The following is a 21,140-nucleotide window of genomic DNA, read 5'->3' as shown; positions in this document are numbered from 1 at the left end:
CTAGACCTCCTCTGGATTAAGCACTTTACCAAGCGAGTCACCCGATGCTTTAGCTTGCGCATGTGGCTTTATCACAATACTTGGTTTGGTTAAATCTGAACTAGGTAATGGAGCAATATCGCACTCATCACCATAACGTTGACGCAAGGTATTAATGTCATCAAAATCTAAAGCGCGTTGAGGACAAGACTCAACACATACAGGTTTTAAACCTTGCGCTACACGTTCATAACAACCATCACATTTAGACATGACCTTTTTTTGATGATCATATTGTGGTGCTCCGTAGGGGCAACGCATTTCACAATAACGACAACCAATACACACATCTTGATTTACTACCACTAACCCATCTTCTTGGCGTTTATGCATAGCACCAGTTGGGCAACCTTGTACACAGGTTGGTTCTTGACAATGATTACAAGAGATCGACAAATAATAGGTAAATGTATCATTTTGCCAACATCCATTTACTTGCTTCCATGTACCACCGCCATATTCATAAACACGGCGGAAATGGACACCAAGCGCATTATCTTTTTCATCTTTACAACTTACTTGGCAAGTTTTGCAACCAGTACATTTGGTAGAATTAATATAAAAACCATATTGCATTTGAACCATCTCCTTCCGATTAAGATGCCGACGGCATAGCTGCTATTGGTTTAATTTCAACCAAATTGGTATGCTGAGGATTAGATTTAGCAAGCACAGATGGTCGTAAGGAGGTTAAACGATTAATGCAACCACCAATATCAATGCCAGCAGCATTAGTCTTGGCCCATAATCCTTGCGGAAGAGCGATAATTCCTGGCAGTATCCGTGGTGTCACTTTAGCTGGAATGTAAAGTCGACCGCGGTCATTATAAACTTCAACCAATTGACCATGCTTTATCTGTCTTTTTTCTGCATCCATTGGATTAATCCAGAGACTACTAGCTACCGCTTCTCGCAGTTGCGGAAGATTACTATAACTTGAATGACAATGCCCTTTGATATGAAAACCGATTAGTTGTAGAGGATATTTCGCTTGTGTTTGCAGGTCTTCACTGCCCTCTATTGCCGGTAAATATGCCGGTATAGGATAAAGTTTATCATCGTCATCAAACTCCCATTCATTGGCAATTTTGGCTAATACTTCTGAATAAATTTCGATTTTACCTGACGGCGTATTTAATGGATTTTTTATTGGATCATCGCGAAAAGCTTTTAATCCGATCTGTGCATCGCTATCAGCTAATTTACGATCAACAATCCCCATTCCATCTGTTTCGGCAAAAGTCGGTAAATTAGGATTGAGCTTACGCATTTTTTCATAACTATAAGCAATCCAATCATCTTGGCTGCGACCTTCAGTAAATTTATCTTTAACTGCCATTTTCGCTGACAATTCAGTCAAAACCTCATAAGCAGGACGATTTTCCCAAAGTGGTTTTATTGCTCGTTGCAAACGAATAAAATAATGATAAGCACCTGATGCATATGAATTATTGATTAAATCATTACTCTCTACAGATGAAACATCCGGTAACAGTAGATCAGCATATTTTGCTGAAGCAGTCATATGGGTATCCCAAACTAAAATAAATTCACATTTCGATTCGTCTTGTAAAATTTGGTGAGTCCGATTGAGATCGGAGTGTTGATTACCAATAACATTGCTAGCATAGCTCCAGATAAATTTAATACCCACATCTAATTTATCTTTACCTTTTATATAAGAATTTTTCGCAGTCATGCTTAACGGTTCATCAATTGCCTTCGTCCATAAAAAGAAAGGAATACTGGTTTTAACAGGGTTAACCATATTCAAGCCAGGCACAGGATAAGTTACGCTACCACCCCAAGTACCAATGTTAGTCCCACGCTTACCAAACTGACCGGTGATAACCGGTAGGATCATAATCGCCCTTGTAGTATGCTCACCATTTTGCCAGCGCTGTGGCCCCCAACCTTGTGAAATCCATGCTGCTTTAGCATTAACAATATCTAATGCCAACTGCCGAATTTGTTTGGCTGGAATGCCGGTTTTTTTAGCTGCCCATTCAGGCGTTTTTGCGGTTCTGTCGTGCCCTAGTCCCAAAATATAAGATTTGTAATCGCTAAAAGGCGGAGCACTATCAGGTAATGTATCAGCATTCCAACCCACACAATATTGGTTAAGCATCGCCTCATCAACACGATCTTCTTCAAGCAACGCATAAATGATTGCAGCGACTAACGCAGCGTCAGTACCAGGAATAATCGGCAGCCACTCAGCATTAAAACCAACGACACTTTCACTACGGCGAGGATCAATAATAATTACCCTTGCTTTACTTTGTGCTAATGCAGTATATAACTCAGCAACCTGTCCACCACCCGACATTCTAGTTTCAGCAACATTATGTCCAAACATCACAACTAGATCAGAATGTTTGATTTGGTCTAGCAACGACTCTTTAGCATTACCATATATAAAAGGTTGAATAGCGGTGATCTGTCCACTTGAATAATCACCATGATAATTCAGGTGACCACCGATACAACTTAAAAATCGCTTACAGGCATTACGACCTGAGATATTTGCCCCTGTCGTACCCGTACCATATTGGTAATAAATAGCTTCATTGCCATAGCGATTAATAGTATATTTGAGTTTTTCTGCTAATAGATCGATAGCTTCGTCCCACGAGATGCGTTTGAATTTGCCTTCACCTCGTTTACCGATTCGTAGCATTGGATATTTTAGCCGTTCCGGATCATAGGTACGCCAACGCACAGCTCGTCCTCGCAGACAAGGACGGATTTGATGTTGACCAAAGACCGCATCATTAATCCCATCTTCAGCAGATATTTTAGTAATAATATCGTTTTTAACATGTACTTTTAACGGGCAACGACTACCACAGTTAACTAAACATGCACTATAAAAAATCTTTTCTTGATTCGTTGGATTAGGTACCGAGGTCTTGGCAAGATCTGCCTCTGGCGCGGCATAAGCAAAAGGCAATTGTAAATCATTGGTTAATGCGGCCACACTACCGATTGCCAATGATTTTTGTAAAAAATCGCGCCGAGTTATCTGATTATCTGACTTGCTCATCCTATTCGCTTATTTATATTTGGCATGTCATTATCATAATACTATAGTTAAGATTATAAAACAGAAAAAAGACTAAAATCGAAATTAACTTAAAATAAATTAATGAAATAAGAATTATTATCAATAAAAAAATGGCTTTGTTTTTTATTATAAATTTAATTTCATGCATCTTAAGGAAAGATTGGTATAATAAGCCCATTTAATCGAATAAACAGAAAAGTTATGTCACAATCCACTTATAATGCAGTTGATATTGAGGTCTTAAAAGGGCTCGATCCTGTTCGTCATCGTCCTGGAATGTATACTGACACAGCTCGTCCCAATCATTTAGGGCAAGAGGTGATTGATAATAGTGTCGATGAGGCTATTGCTGGTCATGCTCGCCAAGTGAAAGTTACCCTTTATGAAGACAATTCACTTGAGGTTATTGATGATGGTCGAGGTATGCCTGTTGATATCCATCCTGAAGAAGGCGTACCGGCTATTGAACTATTACTTTGTCGCTTACATGCTGGTGGTAAGTTTTCCAACAAAAATTATCAATTTTCTGGTGGTTTACATGGGGTAGGTATCTCTGTTGTCAATGCCTTATCCAAACGAGTAGAAGTTACCGTAAACCGTGATGGACAAGTTTACCAAATCGCCTTTGAAAATGGTGATAAAGTAGAAGATTTACATGTAATTGGCACCTGTGGCCGACGAAATACTGGTACAAAAGTACGTTTTTGGCCTGATGAAAAATATTTTGATTCTCCTCGCTTCTCAGTACCTCGCTTAACTCATTTGCTTAAAGCGAAAGCTGTACTTTGCCCGGGACTGGAAATCATTTTTAAAGACAAAATTAACAGTACTGAGCAACGCTGGTGTTATCAAGACGGTTTAAAAGATTATCTGATAGAGTCAGTTAGTGGTTACACACTATTACCGGAACAACCATTTACTGGTAACCATACAGGTGAAACAGAAGCGGTTGAATGGGCATTACTTTGGTTACCAGAAGGTGGCGAACTGTTAACTGAAAGTTACGTTAACTTAATTCCTACTGTACAAGGTGGTACCCATGTCAATGGTTTACGTCAAGGATTGCTTGATGCCATGCGTGAATTTTGTGAGTTTCGTAATTTATTACCACGTGGTTTAAAATTAACCGCCGATGATATTTGGGAACGCTGTGCCTATGTGTTATCAGTAAAAATGCAAGAACCACAATTTGCCGGTCAGACCAAAGAACGTTTATCATCAAGACAAAGTGCAGCTTTTGTTTCAGCTATTGTTAAAGATGCATTTAGCCTGTGGTTGAATCAAAATGTACAAATTGCCGAATTACTTGCTGAGATGGTAATTTCCAGTGCTCAAAAACGCTTAAGAGCATCCAAAAAAGTCATCCGTAAAAAATTAACCAGTGGTCCAGCTTTACCGGGTAAACTGGCTGACTGTGCATCACAAGATTTAAGTCGTACCGAACTATTTTTAGTCGAAGGTGATTCTGCTGGCGGTTCGGCTAAACAAGCCCGAGATCGTGAATATCAAGCAATTATGCCGTTGAAAGGTAAAATATTAAATACTTGGGAGGTCTCATCTGATGAAGTATTAGGATCGCAAGAAATTCATGATATTTCAGTAGCTATTGGTATTGATCCTGATAGTGATGATTTAAGTCAATTACGCTACGGTAAAATCTGTATTTTAGCCGATGCTGACTCAGATGGATTGCATATTGCCACGTTACTATGCGCACTATTTGTACGTCACTTTCGAGCCATGGTTGAGCATGGACATATTTTTGTCGCCATGCCACCACTGTATCGTATCGATTTAGGCAAAGAAGTTCATTACGCCCTTGATGAAGAAGAAAAAGAAGGGATTTTAGATCAGCTTAAACGTAAAAAAGGTAAGCCAAATGTTCAACGTTTCAAAGGATTGGGTGAAATGAATCCATTACAACTTCGCGAAACCACAATGGATCCTAACACCCGTAGATTAGTTCAGTTATCACTAGATAATGCCGAAGAAACAATAGCATTAATGGATATGTTACTGGCGAAAAAACGTGCCGAAGATCGCCGAGAATGGTTACAAGAAAAAGGTGACCAAGTTGAACTTGATGTCTAATATACAGAATAATTTAGAGGAACAATAATGAGTGAAATAACTCATGACGGAGTAGAAGTTCAGTCGCTACGAACATTTACCGAAAGCGCCTATTTAAACTACTCAATGTATGTCATTATGGATCGCGCATTGCCGTTTATTGGCGATGGCTTAAAACCAGTACAACGTCGCATTGTTTATGCAATGTCAGAATTAGGGCTAAATGCTCAAGCAAAATTTAAAAAATCAGCCCGTACTGTTGGTGACGTTTTAGGTAAATACCATCCTCATGGTGATAGTGCCTGTTATGAAGCAATGGTATTAATGGCGCAACCGTTTTCTTATCGATATCCATTAGTTGATGGCCAAGGAAACTGGGGGGCACCCGATGATCCAAAATCATTTGCTGCAATGCGTTATACCGAATCACGTCTCTCAAAATATGCCGAATTATTGTTAGGTGAGTTAGGACAAGGTACTGTCGACTATACGCCCAATTTTGATGGTACATTACAAGAGCCAAAAATGTTGCCAGCTCGATTACCGAATATCTTATTAAACGGTACTACCGGTATTGCGGTAGGTATGGCAACCGATATTCCACCACATAACATTCGTGAAGTGGCGAATGCAGCTATTATGTTAGCTGATAATCCAAAAGCAACACTTAGCGAAGTGATGGAGCACATAAAAGGCCCTGACTTCCCAACAGAAGCTGAGATAATCACCTCTCCGGAAGATATCGCCAAAATTTATAAAACTGGCCGCGGCTCAATACGTATGCGAGCAGTTTGGAAAAAAGAAGATGGCGACATTGTTATTACTGATCTGCCACATCAAGTTTCTGGAGCTAAAATTTTAGAGCAAATTGCTAGCCAAATGCGCGCTAAAAAACTACCGTTAATTGAAGACTTACGTGACGAATCTGATCACGAAAATCCGACTCGTCTGGTTATTGTGCCACGTTCTAATCGTGTAGATCTAGAGCAAGTAATGAACCATCTATTTGCCACTACTGATCTAGAAAAAAGTTATCGTGTTAATATGAACATGATTGGACTAGATAATCGTCCATCTGTTAAAGGATTGGTTGAAATCCTAACTGAATGGTTAGAATATCGACGCATTACCGTAACCCGTCGCTTAAATTATCGCTTAGATAAAATACTAAAAAGACTACATATTTTAGATGGTTTATTAATTGCCTTTCTAAATATTGATGAAGTAATTGAAATCATTCGTCATGAAGATGACCCAAAAGCAGAATTAATTCAGAGATTTGCCTTAAGCGAAACACAAGCTGAAGCTATCTTAGAATTAAAACTCCGCCATTTAGCTAAACTAGAAGAAATTCGTATCAAAGGTGAACAAGCCGAACTGGCTAAAGAGCGAGATCAACTGCAAGCATTATTAGCTTCACCAAGAAAGTTAAGTAATTTAATCAAAAAAGAGCTACAAGCTGATGCTGAAAAATATGGTGATGAACGTCGTTCACCAATTGTCGAGCGCAGTGAAGCCAAAGCAATTACTGAACAAGAGTTAATCCCTTCTGAACCAGTTACAATTGTATTATCGGAAATGGGGTGGGTCAGAGCAGCTAAAGGCCATGATATCGATCCTGTCGGATTAAGTTATAAAGCAGGTGATAGTTTTAAAGCCGCAGCAAAAGGTAAAAGTAATCAACCAGTGGTATTTATCGACTCAACAGGTCGCAGTTACGCTATTGAGCCAAATACGTTGCCATCCGCCCGCGGACAAGGTGAACCGCTTACCGGTAAACTGGCATTACCAGCTGGAGCAACCGTTGAACATGTATTGATGTCAGGCAATGAACAACAAAAATTGTTACTTGCATCGAGTGCTGGATACGGTTTTATTTGTCAATTTAATGATTTAATTGCCCGCAACCGTAATGGTAAAGCAGTGATTAATTTATCTAAAGATGCAGATGCATTAGCACCAATAGAGATTTTATCAGAGGAAAGCTTGCTGTTATCAATTACTAAAGCTGGCAGAATGCTGATATTCCCAGTAAAAGATTTACCAGAATTATCTAAAGGTAAAGGTAATAAAATTATTTCACTCTCAGGTAGCGATGATAGCCTAGCTTATATGATGTTGATAACACCAGAAACATCTATAACTCTATATGTTGGTAAACGCAAACTTACACTTTATCCAGCTGATTTACAAAAATTTAGAGCGGAGCGTGCTCGTAAAGGTACATCATTACCACGTGGATTACAAAAAATAGATCGAATTGAGGTAAACGAATAGTATGTATTTGATCTGGTCCATTATTACCGGTTTAATACTGAGTTCAGTATTAAAATCTGGATTGGGATTTATACTCGGATTATTTATTGGCCCAATACTATACCAAGCATTTGGCAATAAAATGACTGAGAAAAGGACACAATCTAATCCAAACTTATACTTAACGGTTGTTTTTGAAGTATTAGGGCATTTAAGTAAAGCTAAAGGGGTTGTTACTCGTGATGATATTAATCTTGCTCGGCAAGTTATGGATCGACTCCAACTTGATGCGACAAGTCGTCAATTAGCCCAAGAATCATTCAATCGTGGTAAAGCAAGTGATTACCCACTTCGATCACGATTAAGTGAGTTATATCACCAATATCGTTATCGACGTAATGTCTTAAATATCTTTTGCGAACAATTAATTCAAGCTGCTTTAGTTGATGGTCATTTAGATGACAAAGAGTCGGAGATTCTTTTCATTGTTGCCGATGAGTTTCGCATTCCACGGCCACAAATGGCAATATATATTCAAATGATGATGGGAAGCTTTCATTTCCGTCAAGAATATCAGTACAATCAACAAAACAGTCAACATCAATATCAACAAAATCATAATTATAGTGGTTACCAAAGCAGTACTAGGCAATCAGATTTAGCAAATGCTTATAAAATATTAGGAATAAATTCATCTGCTGAAATTTCTGAAATTAAAAGAGCATATCGTAAATTAATGAATGAACATCATCCAGACAAATTGGTATCCAAAGGCTTACCAAAAGAGATGTTAGAAGCAGCCAAAAAGCGAGCACAAGAAATTCAAGCTGCTTACGATCTTATAAAATCATCACGTGGCTTTAAATAGAGATTACTATATATGATGCATTGGCGCTCAATTATAAGAATTATCGGTTTATTAATATCACTATTGTCAGTATTTATGTTAATACCTGCACTAGTGGCGTTAATATATCGTGACGGCGCAGGTGCTATTTTTGTTCGTTCATTTTTTGCAGCATTAATTTTAGGTGTGTTATTGTGGTTTCCTAATCGTCATCAACGCCATGAATTAAGTACTCGAGAAGGCTTTTTCATCGTGGTATTATTTTGGGTCGTTTTAGGCACTATTGGCGCATTCCCGTTCCTATTTGATAATCATATCAATCTTAATTTAACCACAGCTTTTTTTGAGTCTTTTTCTGGATTAACAACCACTGGCGCCACCACTATTGTCAATTTGGATCATTTACCCAAAGCGCTACTTTTCTATCGTCAAATGTTGCAATGGTTAGGTGGTATGGGGATCATCGTACTTGCGGTCGCAATTTTACCACTATTAGGGGTCGGGGGTATGCAGCTCTATCGAGCTGAAATTCCTGGTCCACAAAAAGACAGTAAAATGCGACCACGTATTGCCGAAACAGCAAAAACCCTTTGGTCGATTTACATTTTACTCACTACTTTATGTGCAATAAGTTTGTGGTGTGCTGGAATGGATATCTTTGATGCTATTTCACATAGCTTTTCAACGATATCAATGGGTGGTTTTTCGACCCATGATAACAATTTAGCTTATTTTAATAGTGCAACAATTAACTATATTGTTACCTTGTTCCTCATTTTGTCAGGATGTAATTTTGCTCTACATTTTGCCGCATTAAATGGCATTTCACTTAAAGTATATTGGCACGATCAAGAGTTTAGAACGTTTATCTTTATTCTGCTTATCTTAATTATTATCTGCGCTTTAGTGATCTATATTTATCAGCCGCAACGCCATCTTAGTATCGACAAAATTATTTTACAAGTCGTGTCTGTTTCAGCAACAGTAGGCTTTACCGTCGACGATATTAATACTTGGCCATCGTCATTACCCATCTTTTTATTATGTGCTTCGTTTATTGGTGGCTGTGCTGGTTCTACTGGTGGTGGACTAAAAGTTGTTCGGGTACTGCTACTATTTATGCAAGGTTCACGAGAGTTAAAACGACTTATTCACCCTAATGCAATTTATACCTTAAAACTCAATAATCGTGTAGTACCAGAACGTATCATTGAAGCGGTATGGGGATTCTTTTCTGCCTATGCATTAGTATTTTTAGTGAGTTTATTTATTATTATGGCAACAGGAATTGATGCAACTGACTCATTTTATATCGTTGCTTCATCGCTAAATAATTTAGGCGTTGGCCTTGGTAGTGTCAGTGATAATTTTGCTCATGTCAGTGATATAGTGAAATGGGTCATGGTCGTTGACATGTTATTTGGTCGACTAGAAATATTTACTTTATTAGTTTTATTCACACCGACATTCTGGCGAAGTTAATTTTTACGCCTAATAAAGGCTTTTAATCAACAATTTTCGATAAAATAGTCAAAAAGTTAAATATTTTATTGATTATTTTGCTAATTACAGACAGAATTACCAAGCAGCATGTGCTGTGATCATTAGAGGTAATCACCTGACATATGGAATGGATCATGGATCCTACAATCTGGATTGGTTTATCCACTCTAGTTGTACTTGAAATCGTCCTTGGCATTGATAACATTGTTTTTATTGCCATTCTTGCCGAGAAACTTCCGCCTCAACAACGAGATAAAGCACGCATTACAGGCCTTGCTTTTGCATTAATAACCCGAATATTGTTATTAATGTTTACTGGCTGGTTAGTTACTCTCACCACCCCACTATTTTCTATATCAGGTATTAGTTTCAATGCTCGGCAATTAATTATGTTGCTTGGCGGAATATTTTTGCTGTTTAAAGCCACGATGGAACTCAATGAGCGTTTAGAAGGTGCATCACACGAAGATGGCAAACCGAAAAAAACCTCACATTTTTGGACTGTTGTTGCGCAAATCGTGGTACTTGATGCCGTATTCTCACTTGATTCAGTCATTACTGCAGTGGGAATGGTTGAGCATATACCCGTTATGATTATCGCAGTTTGTATCGCCATTGCGATTATGATGGTGGCAAGTAAACCATTAGCCTATTTTGTTAACTCCCATCCAACGATTGTTATTTTATGTTTAAGCTTTTTATTGATGATTGGCTTTAGTTTGGTTGCCGAAGGTTTCGGTTTTGTCATTCCAAAAGGCTATTTATATGCAGCTATCGGCTTCTCGATTATGATTGAATTCTTTAATCAACTAGCCATATTTAACCGTCGAAAAGCATTAAACAAAAAACCTCTACGTGAACGTACCGCCGAAGCTATTTTACATTTACTTAAAGGCGATGCTGAAGAAGATCCCGATAGCCATACCATTGATGTGGTATCTGATAATAATAAAAAAACCTCAGTATTTAATCATCAAGAATTAAACATGGTTGAGCGAGTATTAGGGTTAGCTCAACGTTCAGTAAGCAGTATCATGACATCTCGATTAGATGTTGATATGGTCAATATCAATGATGATCGAGAAGTAATATTAAAAGAAATTTTTGACAATCCTCATTCACGTTTAGTAGTGACTGATAATGCTTCAATTGATGAACCATTAGGTATCATTCAAGTTAATGATCTGTTAAAAGATATTTTACAAAATAAACAACCCTTTGATATTAATTCATTAATCAAACAACCATTAATTTTTCCTGAAACAGTATCTTTACTTGTAGCACTGGAACAATTCAAAAAAGCCAAAACTCACTTTGCTTTTGTGGTTGATGAATTTGGATCAATGCAAGGTGTGGTGTCAGTGACCGATGTTATTGAAACCATTGCCGGTGACTTTCCAACTGAAGAAGAAGAGATCGATGCTAAACATGACATCCAATGTTTAGATGATGATAGTTGGATTGCAAATGGCTATATCCCAGTAGAAGAATTAGTAAGATTTGTACCGATTCCGATTGATGATAAGCGAGAATATCATACCCTTGCGGGATTATTGATGGAAAAAGCCCAACATCTACTCAATGTTGGTGAAACCATACAGATTGGTGACTATCTATTTGAAGTCGCCGAGATTGAAAGTCATCGGATTTTAAAAGTAAAAATTACTAAAAATAAATTAGATATTTTGGCTAACTAATCTATTGATAATCAGCATGTTATCCAGTGTGACATTAAATGGCTAAAAACTATGTTAGCGCTAAGTTATCAGCATGACTGATCACTAATAAAATGCTATTTGTTATTTAGAATAACGCTTGACCAAAATAAATTACTGGCAATAATAGCGCAGTGTTTTTACGTTTTTTAAAGATATGAAGTAATCACTTTATATCTTTTTTATTTTTACCGTAAATTTATTTCGGTAAAAATAAAGATATAAAATTATATCAAAATGGATCACTATCAACCTAAATTGGGCTTTAATTTATGAATTCACTATTCGAAAAAATCTTTCAATTAAAAGAGAAAAAAACCACCCCTGGTACCGAGTTTATCGCCGGTTGCACCACTTTTTTAACCATGGTTTATATTATCTTTGTTAATCCTTCAATCTTATCTGCAACAGGAATGGATAAATCAGCAGTGTTTGTCCTAACTTGTGTTGTCACCGCTTTTGCGACAATTATGATGGGATTATTTGCCAATCTACCGATTGCTTTAGCACCTGCCATGGGGCTAAATGTCTTTTTTGCTTATGGAATATGCGGTGTAATGGGCTATTCTTGGCAAGTTGGGATGGGAGCGATATTTTGGGGCTCATTGGTCTTTTTTGCATTATCACTATTTAAAGTCCGCCATTGGTTAATCGAACATATTCCACAGTGTTTACGCGCCGGTATTAGTGCTGGTATTGGCTTATTTATTGCTTTTATGGGATTCCAAAATATGGGTATTGTGGTCGCATCGCCAGCTACATTACTAACCTTAGGCAATATTTTGTCACTAAAAGTCTTATTAGGTTCGCTTGGATTTTTTATTATCGTTATCCTTGCTACCCGCAATTTTCATGCTGCCGTGTTAGTTTCTATTCTTGTCGTGACCCTACTAGCGCTATGGCTTGATCCAAATATTAGTTATCAAGGAATTGCAGCAGTTCCACCGAGTGTTGGCAGCGTTGTTGGCCATGTTGACCTTGCTGGTTCACTGAATATTGGTATCCTCGGAGTAATCTTTTCAGTAATGATTGTCAGCTTGTTTGATTCATCGGGTACTATTTTAGCTTTAACTGATAAAGCAGGACTTTCTGACGAAAAAGGTCGTTTTCCTAAAATGCGTCAAGCTTTATTAATTGATAGTTTCAGTTCTTCACTAGGTGGGTTATTTGGTACTTCATCTGTATTAACTTACATTGAAAGTTCCGCAGGCATTTCAGTTGGTGGACGTACTGGCTTAACTGCAGTGGTGGTTGGCTTATTATTTTTAATGATGACTTTCTTATCACCTTTAGCACATTTAGTACCACCTTATGCCACATCAGGTGCACTAATTTTTGTTGGTATCTTAATGGTATCAAGTTTAATGAAAGTTAACTGGTCTGATTTAACGGATGCAACACCAGCATTTATTACCGCATTAATGATGCCATTTGCTTTTGCTATTACTGAAGGGGTCGCACTTGGCTTTATCTCTTATGTGATATTGAAAACATTTACTGGTAAATTTAAAGAATTAAATCTTTGTGTGATAGTTTTTGCACTACTGTTTGCTTTAAAATTCATCTTTATTGATCATCATTAATTTCATCAAACTATTTCTACCATTAACATGGTAGAAATAGCTTCTTCCCCCATACAATTATTTCATCTGAAATTTCAAACAGACTACAACAATCATTTCACCTTCTTTTAGCCCTTTATAGAATTTGATCTGCGTCACAAAAAACAAAAAACATAAAATCGCTACAAAATTTAGTAATTGTTGTTGTTGTTAAAACTCATGCATATTGATTACCTGATTTAGCAACGTTTAGTTATCTAGAAAACTTAGTAACCAAAATATAGATTTTAAGTTAATTAATGGTATTTAGAGGTACATTATGAGTCAATATTATGAAAAAATAGAAAGAGTTAAATACGAAGGAACACAAACTAATAATCCTTTCGCGTTCAGGCATTACAATCCAGAGCAGATAATTTTGGGAAAAACAATGGCTGAGCACTTACGCTTTTCTATCTGTTATTGGCACACTTTTTGTTGGGCTGGCACCGACATGTTTGGTGCAAATTCATTTAATTATCCGTGGCAAAAAGGGGCTGATCCACTAGCTAATGCCAAAGCAAAAGCAGATATTGCTTTTGAATTTTTTTATAAAATGAATGTTCCTTTTTATGCATTTCATGATGTCGATGTTGCCCCAGAAGGTAATTCAATTCAAGAATACATCTCTAATTTATCCATGATGACGGATATCTTGTTACAAAAACAACAAGAAACCGGTGTTAATTTATTATGGGGAACCGCTAACTGTTTCACAAATCCAAGATATGCCGCTGGTGCGGCAACCAATCCTGATCCAGAAGTTTTTGCCTGTGCGGCCACTCAAGTTGTCCATGCAATGAATGCTACTCATAAGTTAGGTGGTCAAAATTATGTATTATGGGGTGGCCGGGAAGGTTATGAAACGCTATTAAATACTAACCTACGCCAAGAACGTGAACAACTTGGTAAATTTATGCAACTAGTTGTCGAAAACAAACACAAGATTGGTTTCAATGGCGCATTATTGATTGAACCAAAACCACAAGAGCCAACCAAACATCAATATGATTATGATGTTGCAACCATTTATGGCTTTTTAAAACAATTCGGCTTAGAAAAAGAAATCAAGGTCAATATTGAAGCGAATCACGCAACACTTGCCGGCCATTCATTTCAACATGAGGTAGCTTCAGCTATTGCCTTAGATATATTTGGTTCACTTGATGCTAATCGAGGAGATCCACAATTGGGATGGGATACCGATCAATTTCCAAATAGTGTCGAGGAAAACACACTGGTTATGTATGAAATATTAAAAAGTGGCGGATTTACCACTGGTGGACTTAACTTTGATGCCAAAATAAGACGACAAAGCATTGATAAATACGATGCATTCCATGGCCATATTGGTGCCATCGACACCATGGCATTATCATTAAAATGTGCAGCGAAAATGATTGAAGATAAGCGATTAAATCAAAAAGTAGCTGAACGTTATGCCGATTGGGACAAAAATCTAGGTAAAGACATTTTACAAGGGAATATGTCGCTACAAGAAATTGCTCAATATAGCCTGGTAAATAATCTACAACCTAAAGCGCGTAGCGGTGCACAAGAACAATTAGAAAATATTGTTAATAAAGCTATTTTTGGCTAAAAAAATCATTGTGTATTTACCTATCAGAACTATTATATTTATAGTTCTGATAGCTGCATAATGGAGGCAGATATGTATATTGGTATTGATTTAGGCACTTCCGGTGTCAAAGTAATTTTAATGGATGAAAAACAGCGTATTGTGGCGTCAAATACCAAGCCACTCACTGTATCGCGTCCTCATCCATTATGGTCCGAACAAGATCCGCAGCAGTGGTGGCAAGCAGCCGATTCAGCAATACAAGAACTTAGTCATAAGCATGACTTAACCCAAGTCAAGGCAATTGGCCTAAGTGGACAAATGCATGGCGCTGTATTATTAGATAGTTCATCTCAAGTATTAAGGCCTGCAATTTTATGGAATGACGGTCGTTGTGATATTGAATGTCATGAATTAGAACAATTAGTGCCAAATTCCAGAAAAATTACTGGCAATTTGATGATGGCAGGTTTTACTGCACCCAAAATAAAATGGGTGCAAAAACACGAGCCAGAAATATTTGCCAAAATAGATAAAGTATTGTTACCAAAGGATTATTTACGCTTTAAAATTACAGGCGAATATGCATCAGATATGTCTGATTCTGCTGGCAGCATGTGGTTAGATGTTGAAAAACGTGATTGGAACGATCAATTGTTAAATGCTTGTGGTTTAAGTCGACGACATATGCCAGCCTTATTTGAAGGCAATCAAATAACTGGTTATGTTACTGATGATATTGCTAAACGCTGGAATATCAATTCAATTCCAGTGATTGCCGGTGGTGGCGATAATGCGGCAGGTGCTATCGGTGTCGGGCTTTATCGTTCTGGACAAGCAATGCTTTCACTAGGTACTTCAGGGGTTTATTTCGCGGTCACCGATCGTTTTATCAGCCAGCCTGAACAAGCAATTCATAGCTTTTGTCATGCATTACCTAATCGCTGGCATCTGATGTCAGTGATGTTAAGTTGTGCTTCATGTCTTGATTGGGGATGTCAATTGTTAGGCATTAAAGATGTTGCTACGTTATTGAGTTTGATTGAGGAACAACCATCTGACGATAAACCACCTGTCTACTTTTTACCTTACTTATCTGGTGAGAGAACACCACATAATAACCCCGAAGCCAAAGGCGTATTTTTTGGCTTAACCTATCAACATAATAAAGTCGATTTGGCTAAAGCAATCTTATTAGGTGTGAGTTATGGCCTAGCAGATGGTATAGATGTGGTAAAACAAACCGGCATTTCACCCAATAAAATTATTGTTATTGGTGGCGGAGCTAGAAGTAAATATTGGCGCCAATTAATTAGCGATATCTCTGGTTATACTATAGTTTATTGTGAGGGTGGCGAAGTTGGTCCCGCTTTAGGCGCCGCTAAACTGGCACAAATAGCTTGTAACCCAGATAGTGATTTAGGGCAATGGTTAGCACCATTACCAACCATTCAAACTCACCAGCCAGATAGGGAAAAACATGAATATTACCAACAACAGCGTGCTATGTTTAGAAACATTTATCAACAATTAAAACCGCTAATGTCTTGATATTAAAAAGCAGAAGATCTTTTGTAACACTCTTCTGCTTTTTAGCGAGTTAATAAATCTATTTTTTAACTTTATGTTAAGTTGATTATAGTAAATTAAGATTGGTAAATTTATTTCTGAAATCCTTCGGTGTCATACCATATAACTTTTTAAATAAAAAATAAAAATATTGCACTGATGGATAGCCACATTGCTCAGATATTGCTTGAATCGATAATGAAGATTCAAGCAATAGATATTTGGCTCGATTAAACTTCTCTTCATGAATGACCGTGTGAATGGTTTTACCTAATGATGTTTTAAAGCGAAGTTCTAAATTAGAACGAGATATTTGCAATTCCGAAGTCACTTGATCTACTTTAATACCTTTACAAGCATAATCACGGATATAATGAATAGCTTGTATAACATAAGGATCTTGTATTGAACGGTAATCGGTCGAACGACGTTCAATCACTTTTTTCGGTGAAATTAACCGTGGCGAGGTAGAGACCTTTCCTTTATTAAATATTTTTTGCAATAATTTAGCTGCTTCAAACCCCATCTCCTCAGTTCCTTGTTTTACAGTAGATAAGGAAACCATCGATAGATCATTGATTACTTCTTCATTATCTATACCAATTAAGCATAGCTCTTCAGGTATTTTAATTTCAACTCTATCACAAGCTTGTAAAATATGATGGGCTCTAGCATCATTTACGGCAATAATTCCGGTATTAACTGGCAGAGATAATAACCATTTAGAAAGTTTATCTAAGCTATCTTGCCAATTATCAAGAGATGTAGTTGTTCCTTGATAAATAAACCCTTCATAACCCTTTTGACTTACAATTTGCTCAAAAAACTGTTCTCTTACTGCCGCCCAACGACAAGATCGATGTGATGGTAGGCCATAAAAGGCAAATTGATTAATGCCTTTAGAACATAAATGATTAAAAGCACTCTCAATAATCGCAAAATTATCCGCTGCAACATACGGAACTTTTGGATAACTTGAATTATCATGATGTGAACTACCTACGCCAATTATTGGAATATCAACATTGGTGAGTAGATCTTGAATATCTGGATCATCAAAATTAGCAATAATACCATCGCAATCAAAATGGAAAGCTGTATTTGTATCATAACGCATGGTTTCGGAAATATAGATATTCCAGTGAATATTATTCGCTTTTAGAAAATCGCCTATTCCTTTAAGGATTTGTCGATCATAAATATTGTTTGCATTAAATAGCAAAACAACTTTGTAACTTTCAACCTGTGTATCTTTCATTGTCACATTTATATATTGGTATTAATTTATATCCCATCTATTAGGATAAACTAGTGCGATAAAAAGCACCAATAAAATAAAAAAAATGTATTTTTATTTTGCATTTATTCATGCATAAAAATTATTGATAAATAACATAAAGAACCTGTGCTAATACTTGACATTATAGCTATTGAGGTCTAGAATCTTGCGACCCAAAACTTATATAAATAGGCTTTGGGCTACAGTTATTAATTACGTATCTAAAAAGCAATTTTTAAATTTATTTTAATTAATCAGGAGCTTATTAATGGCAACAATTAATCAGCTGGTACGCAAACCAAGAGCACTAAAGGAAGCGAAAAGTAACGTTCCTGCACTTGAAGCATGCCCGCAAAAACGAGGTGTATGTACACGTGTTTACACCACTACACCTAAAAAACCAAACTCAGCATTACGTAAAGTATGCCGTGTACGTTTAACCAACGGTTTTGAAGTAACTTCTTACATCGGTGGTGAAGGTCATAACTTACAAGAACATAGCGTGATTTTAATCCGCGGTGGTCGTGTTAAAGATTTACCTGGTGTTCGTTATCACACTGTTCGTGGTGCATTAGACTGCGCAGGTGTTAAAGATCGCAAACAAAGCCGTTCTAAATACGGTGTGAAACGACCTAAAGCTTAATGGAACTCCGTTAAGTAAGGCCAAACTATATAAATTCCATATAACTCATTTGAGTTTTGGGTAAACCTGAAAATTTGTAACATATAAACGGAGTATTCCAATGCCACGTCGTCATGTTGTCGGTCAAAGAAAAATTTTACCTGATCCGAAATTCGGTTCAGATTTGCTGGCGAAATTTGTAAATATTTTAATGATAGATGGTAAAAAATCTGTCGCAGAATCAATCGTATATTCAGCTCTTGATAAATTAGCTGAGCGTAGTGGAAAAGACCACTTAGCAGCTTTCGAAGTTGCATTAGATAACGTAAGACCAACTGTAGAAGTTAAGTCTCGTCGCGTTGGTGGTTCTACATACCAAGTTCCTGTTGAAGTGCGTCCTGTTCGTCGTAATGCACTTGCAATGCGTTGGATTGTAGATGCTGCACGTAAACGTGGCGATAAATCAATGGCATTACGCCTAGCGAATGAACTTATGGATGCTTTTGAAAACAAAGGTACCGCAGTGAAAAAACGCGAAGATGTTCATCGTATGGCTGAAGCTAATAGAGCGTTTGCACACTATCGTTGGTAATTTAAGCGCTTATATAAGACGCTTGAAATTAGACTGATAATTAATAGTTATTATCAGTCCCCAAAAAGATATTTTATAAGCAAACGATTCTAAATAGAGGATTAATATGGCTCGTACAACCCCTATAGCACGCTACCGTAATATCGGTATCAGTGCACACATTGACGCAGGTAAAACTACGACAACTGAACGTATTTTGTTTTACACTGGCGTAAGTCACAAAATTGGTGAGGTTCATGATGGCGCAGCTACCATGGACTGGATGGAACAAGAACAAGAACGTGGTATCACTATCACTTCTGCGGCAACTACTGCATTCTGGTCTGGTATGGGTCAACAATTTGAACCACACCGAATCAATATCATCGACACCCCGGGACACGTTGACTTCACAATCGAAGTTGAACGTTCTATGCGTGTTTTAGATGGTGCGGTAATGGTTTACTGTGCGGTTGGTGGTGTTCAACCTCAATCAGAAACAGTATGGCGTCAAGCAAACAAATATAAAGTTCCACGTATCGCGTTCGTAAACAAAATGGACCGTATGGGTGCTAACTTCTTACGTGTTGTTGATCAAATCAAAACTCGTTTAGCAGCTGTACCAGTTCCATTAGTATTACCTATCGGCGCTGAAGAAGGCTTTACAGGTGTAGTTGATTTACTTAAACGTAAAGCAATTAACTGGAATGATGCTGATCAAGGTGTAAGCTTCACTTATGAAGATGTTCCTGCAGATATGGTTGAGCAAGTCGAAGAATGGCGTGCAAACTTAATGGAAGCAGCAGCTGAAGCAAATGAAGAGTTAATGGAAAAATACCTTGGTGGTGAAGAGTTAACTGAAGAAGAAGTTAAATTAGCATTACGTGAACGTGTGCTTGCTAACGAAATCATCTTAGTAACTTGTGGTAGTGCCTTTAAAAACAAAGGTGTTCAATTCATGCTTGATGCAGTAATTGAATATTTACCAGCACCAACAGATGTTCCAGCAATCAAAGGTGAATTACCAAATGGTGAAGCAGCAGAGCGTCATTCAAGTGATGATGAACCGTTCTCATCATTAGCATTTAAAATTGCAACTGACCCATTTGTTGGTAACTTAACATTCTTCCGTGTTTACTCTGGTGTAGTAAATTCTGGTGATACCGTTCTTAACTCTGTTAAAGATAAAAAAGAACGTTTTGGTCGTATCGTTCAGATGCACGCTAATAAACGTGAAGAAATTAAAGAAGTTCGCGCAGGTGACATTGCAGCAGCTATCGGTCTTAAAGAGGTAACAACTGGTGATACATTATGTGCTGAGAGCGCACCAATCATTCTAGAAAGAATGGAGTTCCCTGAGCCGGTAATTTCTGTTGCTGTTGAACCAAAAACTAAAGCTGACCAAGAAAAAATGGGACTTGCTTTAGGTCGACTAGCACAAGAAGATCCTTCATTCCGTGTTCACACCGATGAAGAATCAGGTCAAACAATTATTTCTGGTATGGGTGAACTTCACTTAGAAATCATCGTTGACCGTATGAAACGTGAATTTAAAGTGGAAGCAAATGTTGGTAAACCACAAGTTGCTTACCGTGAAACCATTCGCAATGAAGTTGAACAAGAAGGTAAATTTGTTCGTCAGTCTGGTGGTCGTGGTCAATATGGTCATGTATGGTTAAGAATTAAACCATTAGAAGCTGGTGGCGAAGGCTACAAATTCAACAATGAAATTGTTGGTGGTGTGGTTCCTAAAGAATACATCCCAGCAGTTGATAAAGGTTGTCAGGAACAAATGAAAAACGGTGTTCTTGCTGGCTACCCAATTGTTGATGTTGAAGTCACTATCTATGATGGTTCTTACCATGATGTCGACTCATCAGAAATGGCATTTAAAATTGCCGGTTCAATGGCATTTAAAGATGGCTTCATGAAAGCTAAACCTGTGCTTTTAGAACCTATCATGAAAGTAGAAGTTGAAACTCCTGAAGATTATATGGGTGACGTTATCGGTGACTTAAACCGTCGTCGTGGTATGATCGAAGGAATGGAAGATACTGCAACTGGTAAAACAGTTAAAGCACAAGTTCCACTTTCAGAAATGTTTGGTTATGCAACAGACCTTCGTTCACAAACCCAAGGTCGTGCTTCTTACTCAATGGAGTTCTTGAAGTACAATGAAGCGCCAACCAATATTGCAACTGCAATTATTGAAGCTCGTAAAGCGAAATAATTATTTATATAAATAAGTAACACTTCCCTATTGTTAGGGAAGTGATTTAATAAAGGAACATTAAGATGTCTAAAGAAAAATTTGAACGTACAAAACCCCACGTTAACGTTGGTACAATCGGCCACGTTGACCATGGTAAAACAACTTTAACTGCAGCGATCACATCAGTATTATCTAAAAAATACGGTGGTC

15 protein-coding genes are annotated in these 21,140 nt (G+C 37.5%); 12 read left to right on the top strand and 3 right to left on the bottom strand.

Features of this window, described 5'->3' with window-relative positions:
* Complete coding sequence (locus B6C84_RS09940) at positions 1-615, bottom strand: DMSO/selenate family reductase complex B subunit (RefSeq protein WP_086320149.1); 615 nt, start codon at positions 613-615, stop codon at positions 1-3.
* A 19-nt stretch (positions 616-634) separates the two neighbouring features.
* Positions 635-3,085 carry a DMSO/selenate family reductase complex A subunit gene (locus tag B6C84_RS09935; RefSeq protein WP_086354340.1) on the bottom strand — a complete coding sequence of 817 codons (2,451 nt, stop codon included), beginning with the start codon at positions 3,083-3,085 and terminating at the stop codon, positions 635-637.
* A gap of 222 nt (positions 3,086-3,307) precedes the next feature.
* Between B6C84_RS09935 and parE the strand changes: the two genes are divergently transcribed.
* The 8 genes from parE (at position 3,308) to xylB (ending at position 16,228) form a co-directional block, all read left to right on the top strand.
* Positions 3,308-5,197: a DNA topoisomerase IV subunit B gene (parE, locus tag B6C84_RS09930; RefSeq protein WP_086354339.1), complete on the top strand. Its 1,890-nt coding sequence runs from the start codon at positions 3,308-3,310 to the stop codon at positions 5,195-5,197.
* 27 nt (positions 5,198-5,224) lie between these two features.
* Positions 5,225-7,453 carry a DNA topoisomerase IV subunit A gene (parC, locus tag B6C84_RS09925; protein WP_086320147.1) on the top strand — a complete coding sequence of 743 codons (2,229 nt, stop codon included), beginning with the start codon at positions 5,225-5,227 and terminating at the stop codon, positions 7,451-7,453.
* A gap of 1 nt (position 7,454) precedes the next feature.
* Positions 7,455-8,300 carry a co-chaperone DjlA gene (gene djlA / locus B6C84_RS09920; protein WP_086320146.1) on the top strand — a complete coding sequence of 282 codons (846 nt, stop codon included), beginning with the start codon at positions 7,455-7,457 and terminating at the stop codon, positions 8,298-8,300.
* Between the two features lie 15 nt (positions 8,301-8,315).
* Complete coding sequence (locus tag B6C84_RS09915) at positions 8,316-9,761, top strand: TrkH family potassium uptake protein (protein ID WP_086320158.1); 1,446 nt, start codon at positions 8,316-8,318, stop codon at positions 9,759-9,761.
* Between the two features lie 143 nt (positions 9,762-9,904).
* Positions 9,905-11,479 (top strand): TerC family protein, encoded by a 1,575-nt coding sequence (locus tag B6C84_RS09910; protein WP_065650729.1) that lies wholly within the window; start codon positions 9,905-9,907, stop codon positions 11,477-11,479.
* A 290-nt stretch (positions 11,480-11,769) separates the two neighbouring features.
* Positions 11,770-13,080 (top strand): NCS2 family permease, encoded by a 1,311-nt coding sequence (locus B6C84_RS09905; RefSeq protein WP_086354338.1) that lies wholly within the window; start codon positions 11,770-11,772, stop codon positions 13,078-13,080.
* 298 nt (positions 13,081-13,378) lie between these two features.
* Positions 13,379-14,698: a xylose isomerase gene (xylA, locus tag B6C84_RS09900; RefSeq protein WP_086320144.1), complete on the top strand. Its 1,320-nt coding sequence runs from the start codon at positions 13,379-13,381 to the stop codon at positions 14,696-14,698.
* Between the two features lie 72 nt (positions 14,699-14,770).
* Positions 14,771-16,228 (top strand): xylulokinase, encoded by a 1,458-nt coding sequence (gene xylB / locus B6C84_RS09895; protein ID WP_086354337.1) that lies wholly within the window; start codon positions 14,771-14,773, stop codon positions 16,226-16,228.
* A gap of 85 nt (positions 16,229-16,313) precedes the next feature.
* Here xylB and B6C84_RS09890 read toward each other — a convergent pair whose 3' ends face one another.
* Positions 16,314-17,504: a XylR family transcriptional regulator gene (locus B6C84_RS09890; RefSeq protein WP_086320142.1), complete on the bottom strand. Its 1,191-nt coding sequence runs from the start codon at positions 17,502-17,504 to the stop codon at positions 16,314-16,316.
* A gap of 289 nt (positions 17,505-17,793) precedes the next feature.
* Here B6C84_RS09890 and rpsL point away from each other — a divergent pair, with 289 nt between their 5' ends.
* From rpsL to B6C84_RS09870, 4 genes are all read left to right on the top strand, one after another.
* Positions 17,794-18,168, top strand: coding sequence for a 30S ribosomal protein S12 (rpsL, locus tag B6C84_RS09885; protein WP_034883792.1), 375 nt, complete (start codon positions 17,794-17,796; stop codon positions 18,166-18,168).
* Positions 18,169-18,268: 100 nt separating this feature from the next.
* Positions 18,269-18,739: a 30S ribosomal protein S7 gene (gene rpsG / locus B6C84_RS09880; protein ID WP_065578189.1), complete on the top strand. Its 471-nt coding sequence runs from the start codon at positions 18,269-18,271 to the stop codon at positions 18,737-18,739.
* A gap of 106 nt (positions 18,740-18,845) precedes the next feature.
* Entirely contained in the window at positions 18,846-20,948 is a 2,103-nt protein-coding gene (gene fusA, locus B6C84_RS09875; RefSeq protein WP_065614139.1) for an elongation factor G, read from the top strand.
* 65 nt (positions 20,949-21,013) lie between these two features.
* On the top strand, positions 21,014-21,140 hold a 127-nt coding region (locus B6C84_RS09870; RefSeq protein ID WP_084390269.1), incomplete at its 3' end, for a GTP-binding protein.

The sequence above is a fragment of the Gilliamella apis genome, from assembly GCF_002142155.1.
Lineage (GTDB): Bacteria > Pseudomonadota > Gammaproteobacteria > Enterobacterales > Orbaceae > Gilliamella > Gilliamella apis.
Note: the sequence above shows the minus strand (reverse complement) of the source record. Positions and strands in the feature narration are given on the sequence as shown.